We start from the raw sequence: 2,918 nt of genomic DNA on the forward strand, positions 1-2,918 counted from the left end.
CCCTCTGTCCTGCCGGACATCTCCCCCACTTGGGGGGAGATTGGCAGTTTCGGCGTCGGCTCTAAGCCGCCGCGCTCCCCTGCCCGGCGAATTCGCTGAACCAGCCGAGTCCGGCCTCTGTGCCCGCCTTCGGCTTGTATTCGGCGCCGATCCAGCCGGAATAGCCGATGCGGTCGATGTGGTCGTAAAGGAAGGGATAGTTGATCTCGCCCGTCCCCGGCTCGTGACGGCCGGGATTGTCCGCAAGCTGGATATGCGCGATGCGGCTAAGGTTCGCCTCGATGGTACGGCCGAGATCCCCCTCCATGATCTGCATGTGATAGATGTCGTATTGCAAATAGAGGTTCTTCGAGCCGATGCGGTCGATCAGCGCCAAGGCCTGGTCGGAGTAATTCAGGAAGAAGCCCGGAATGTCGCGGGTGTTGATCGGCTCGATCAGCAGCCTGATGCCGGCTTGTTCCAGCTTCTCGGCCGCGAAGGCCAGGTTTTCGGCAAAGACGTTTTCCAGCACAGCGCGATCGACGCCCTGGGGCGCGATGCCGGCGAGGCAGTTGACTTGCTCGCAGCCCAGCGCATGCGCATAGGTAATCGCCTTGGCGACGCCCTGGCGGAATTCCGGCACCCGGTCCGGCAGCACGGCAATGCCGCGCTCGCCCTTGCCCCAGTCGCCGGCCGGCAGGTTGAAAAGAACCTGGCTCAGGCCGTTCTTCTTCAGGCGCGCCGCGACGACGTCCGGCGCGTGATCATAGGGGCCGATATATTCGACGCCCTTGAAGCCCGCGCGGGCGGCGGCATCAAAGCGATCGAGGAATTCATGCTCGCCGAAGAGCATGGACAGGTTGGCTGAAAAACGCGGCATTCTTTTCTCCTTCGTTCCGCCTGAACTCAATCCAACATGACGATGGCCGTCGGCGCATCCTCATGGCTCTCGGCAAGTTCCTCAAATTCCGTGATCTTGTCGATTTCGGTGCCCATCGAAATGTTGGTGACGCGCTCGAGGATGAATTCCAGCACCACCGGAACCTGATGCTCCTTCATCAGCCGCTGCGCTTCCTTGAAGGCGCCGGCGAATTCCTCGGGCTTCTTCACGCGGACCGCCTTGCAGCCCATCGCCTCGGCGACGGCGACATGATCGACGCCGTAGCCCGCCTCCGGATCGCCTGCGCGGTTGACGTTCTCGAAGGCGAGGCTCACCTCGTAATCCATCGAAAAGCCGCGCTGCGCCTGGCGGATCAGGCCGAGATAGGCGTTGTTCACGACGACATGGATGTAAGGCAGCTTGTGCTGGGCGCCGACCGCCAGTTCCTCGATCATGAACTGGAAGTCGTAGTCGCCCGAGAGCGCGACGATGGCGCGATCCGGATCGGCGGCGCGCACGCCGAGGGCTGCCGGCAGCGTCCAGCCGAGCGGTCCGGCCTGGCCGCAATTGATCCAGTTGCGCGGCTTGTAGACATGCAGGAACTGCGCGCCGGCGATCTGCGACAGGCCGATGGTGGTGACATAGGTCGTGTCGCGGCCAAAGGCCTTGTTCATCTCCTCATAGACGCGCTGCGGCTTCAGCGGCACCTGCTCGAAATGCGTCTTGCGCTTCATCGTCTTCTTGCGCTGCTGGCATTCCTTGGCCCAGCCCGACCAGTCCCGCAGCCTGCCGGCCGTGCGCCATTCGGTGGCGACGTCGAGCAGGATCTTCAGCGCGGCACCTGCATCCGCGACGAGGCCGAGATCCGGCGCGAAGACGCGGCCGATCTGCGTCGGCTCGATGTCGACATGGATGAATTTCTTGCCCTTGGTGTAGACGTCGACCGAGCCGGTGTGACGGTTGGCCCAGCGGTTGCCGATGCCGAAGACGAAGTCTGACGCCAGCATCGTCGCGTTACCGTAGCGGTGCGACGTCTGCAGGCCGCACATGCCGGCCATCAGCCGATGGTCGTCGGGGATCGCGCCCCAGCCCATCAGCGTCGGGATGACCGGCACGCCGGTGACTTCGGCGAACTCGATCAAGAGGTCGGATGCATCGGCATTGATGATGCCGCCGCCGGCGACGATCAGCGGCTTTTCCGCTTCGTTGAGCATCGAAAGCGCCTTCTCGGCCTGGGCGCGTGTCATCGCCGGCTTGAAGGGCGCGAGCGGCTCATGGGCGTCGATGTCGAACTCGATCTCGGCAAGCTGGACGTCGAGCGGCAGGTCGACCAGCACCGGCCCGGGGCGCGAGGAGCGCATCAGGTGGAACGCCTTCTGCAGCGCCATCGGCACCAGGTAAGGTTCCATGACGGTGACCGCCCATTTGGCGACGGGCGCGGCGATCGAAGCAATGTCGACGGCCTGGAAATCCTCCTTGTTCAGCCGGGCGCGCGGCGCCTGCCCAGTGATGCAGAGGATCGGGATGGAGTCCGCCGAGGCCGAGTAGAGGCCGGTGATCATGTCGGTGCCGGCCGGACCGGACGTGCCGATGCAGAGGCCGATATTGCCGGGCTTAGCGCGCGTATAGCCTTCGGCCATATGCGAGGCGCCCTCGACATGGCGGGCAAGCACATGGCGGATGGTGCCGCGCGCCTTCAGCGCCGAATAGAGCGGGTTGATCGCCGCGCCCGGCACGCCGAAGGCATTGGTGATGCCTTCCTTTTCGAGAACGAGAACCGCCGCGTCGACAGCGCGCATCCTGGCCATTGCAAGCCTCCATTTCGTTGGTTGGCTTGATAGTGACAGCGCGCGTTCGATTTTTCAATTTTTTCAGAATATTTTTTCATTTCTAGCAAACGGCGTTTACCCGTTGAATTCACGTCATTTTCGGTTTTCCAGAAATTCACCCTGCCAGAACGATGAAAAACTTTTTCATTGCACCTCGCGCGAATTCAGCGAGAATGCCGCCTATGGAAACGACGGAAAAACGCCAGCGCGGCCGGCCGCGCGCCTTCAAT

At 62.8% G+C, this 2,918-nt stretch carries 2 protein-coding genes; both read right to left on the reverse strand.

What is annotated here, in order from left to right:
• Nucleotides 1-61: 61 nt before the first annotated feature.
• Nucleotides 62-859 carry a hydroxypyruvate isomerase gene (hyi, locus tag EOA27_RS30105; protein ID WP_126082818.1) on the reverse strand — a complete coding sequence of 266 codons (798 nt, stop codon included), beginning with the start codon at nucleotides 857-859 and terminating at the stop codon, nucleotides 62-64.
• Between the two features lie 26 nt (nucleotides 860-885).
• Nucleotides 886-2,667: a glyoxylate carboligase gene (gene gcl / locus EOA27_RS30110; RefSeq protein ID WP_127257943.1), complete on the reverse strand. Its 1,782-nt coding sequence runs from the start codon at nucleotides 2,665-2,667 to the stop codon at nucleotides 886-888.
• Nucleotides 2,668-2,918: the final 251 nt, after the last annotated feature.

Origin of the sequence: Mesorhizobium sp. M2A.F.Ca.ET.037.01.1.1 (genome assembly GCF_003998075.1) — a bacterium.
In the GTDB taxonomy this organism is placed as follows: Bacteria; Pseudomonadota; Alphaproteobacteria; order Rhizobiales; family Rhizobiaceae; genus Mesorhizobium.